Below are 1,736 nucleotides of genomic sequence, written 5' to 3'. Positions count from 1 at the left end.
TCCTCCTTATGGAAGCCGGCCCGTCAATTATGATTGAGAGTCGTTTCGGCTTCTTCATGTTTTTTGTGGAGGGTTTGATTCTGGCTCAGGATGAACGCTGGCGGCGTGCTTAACACATGCAAGTCGAACGGGATCCGGGCAGCTTGCTGCCTGGTGAGAGTGGCGAACGGGTGAGTAATGCGTGACCAACCTGCCCCATGCTCCGGAATAGCTCCTGGAAACGGGTGGTAATGCCGGATGTTCCGCACCGTCGCATGATGGTGCGGGAAAGGGTTTACCGGCATGGGATGGGGTCGCGTCCTATCAGCTTGTTGGTGGGGTGAAGGCCCACCAAGGCTTCGACGGGTAGCCGGCCTGAGAGGGCGACCGGCCACATTGGGACTGAGATACGGCCCAGACTCCTACGGGAGGCAGCAGTGGGGAATATTGCACAATGGGCGAAAGCCTGATGCAGCGACGCCGCGTGCGGGATGACGGCCTTCGGGTTGTAAACCGCTTTTGATTGGGAGCAAGCGAGAGTGAGTGTACCTTTCGAATAAGCACCGGCTAACTACGTGCCAGCAGCCGCGGTAATACGTAGGGTGCAAGCGTTATCCGGAATTATTGGGCGTAAAGGGCTCGTAGGCGGCTCGTCGCGTCCGGTGTGAAAGTCCATCGCTTAACGGTGGATCTGCGCCGGGTACGGGCGGGCTGGAGTGCGGTAGGGGAGATTGGAATTCCCGGTGTAACGGTGGAATGTGTAGATATCGGGAAGAACACCGATGGCGAAGGCAGGTCTCTGGGCCGTCACTGACGCTGATGAGCGAAAGCGTGGGGAGCGAACAGGATTAGATACCCTGGTAGTCCACGCCGTAAACGGTGGATGCTGGATGTGGGGCCCGTTCCACGGGTTCCGTGTCGGAGCTAACGCGTTAAGCATCCCGCCTGGGGAGTACGGCCGCAAGGCTAAAACTCAAAGAAATTGACGGGGGCCCGCACAAGCGGCGGAGCATGCGGATTAATTCGATGCAACGCGAAGAACCTTACCTGGGCTTGACATGTGCCGGACGGCCGCGGAGACGCGGCTTCCCTTCGGGGCCGGTTCACAGGTGGTGCATGGTCGTCGTCAGCTCGTGTCGTGAGATGTTGGGTCAAGTCCCGCAACGAGCGCAACCCTCGCCTCGTGTTGCCAGCGGGTCATGCCGGGAACTCACGGGGGACCGCCGGGGTTAACCCGGAGGAAGGTGGGGATGACGTCAGATCATCATGCCCCTTACGTCCAGGGCTTCACGCATGCTACAATGGCCGGTACAACGGGATGCGACATGGTGACATGGAGCGGATCCCTGAAAACCGGTCTCAGTTCGGATCGGAGCCTGCAACCCGGCTCCGTGAAGGCGGAGTCGCTAGTAATCGCGGATCAGCAACGCCGCGGTGAATGCGTTCCCGGGCCTTGTACACACCGCCCGTCAAGTCATGAAAGTGGGCAGCACCCGAAGCCGGTGTCCCAACCCGCAAGGGGGGGAGCCGTCTAAGGCGGGGCTCGCGATTGGGACTAAGTCGTAACAAGGTAGCCGTACCGGAAGGTGCGGCTGGATCACCTCCTTTCTACGGAGATCTTGAAAATCCCCTCCCCTGTGCGGGGCGGGGTCGTGCCCGTGGGTCCGGCCGGTCGGCCGGGCGGCGTGGGCGTGCTGGCGTGGAACGGTCGGAGGGCTGTGGCATGGACGCGCTGTTGGGTTCCCGGACCGCCACCC

1 rRNA gene is annotated in these 1,736 nt (G+C 61.1%); it reads left to right on the top strand.

The window, feature by feature from the left end:
* The first annotated feature begins 62 nt into the window (after positions 1 to 62).
* Positions 63 to 1,587 (top strand): 16S ribosomal RNA (locus V6584_RS07885).
* Positions 1,588 to 1,736 lie beyond the last annotated feature (149 nt).

The sequence above is a fragment of the Bifidobacterium favimelis genome, assembly GCF_037963085.1.
GTDB lineage: Bacteria > Actinomycetota > Actinomycetes > Actinomycetales > Bifidobacteriaceae > Bombiscardovia > Bombiscardovia favimelis.
This window is presented reverse-complemented; position numbering and strand designations above follow the sequence as displayed.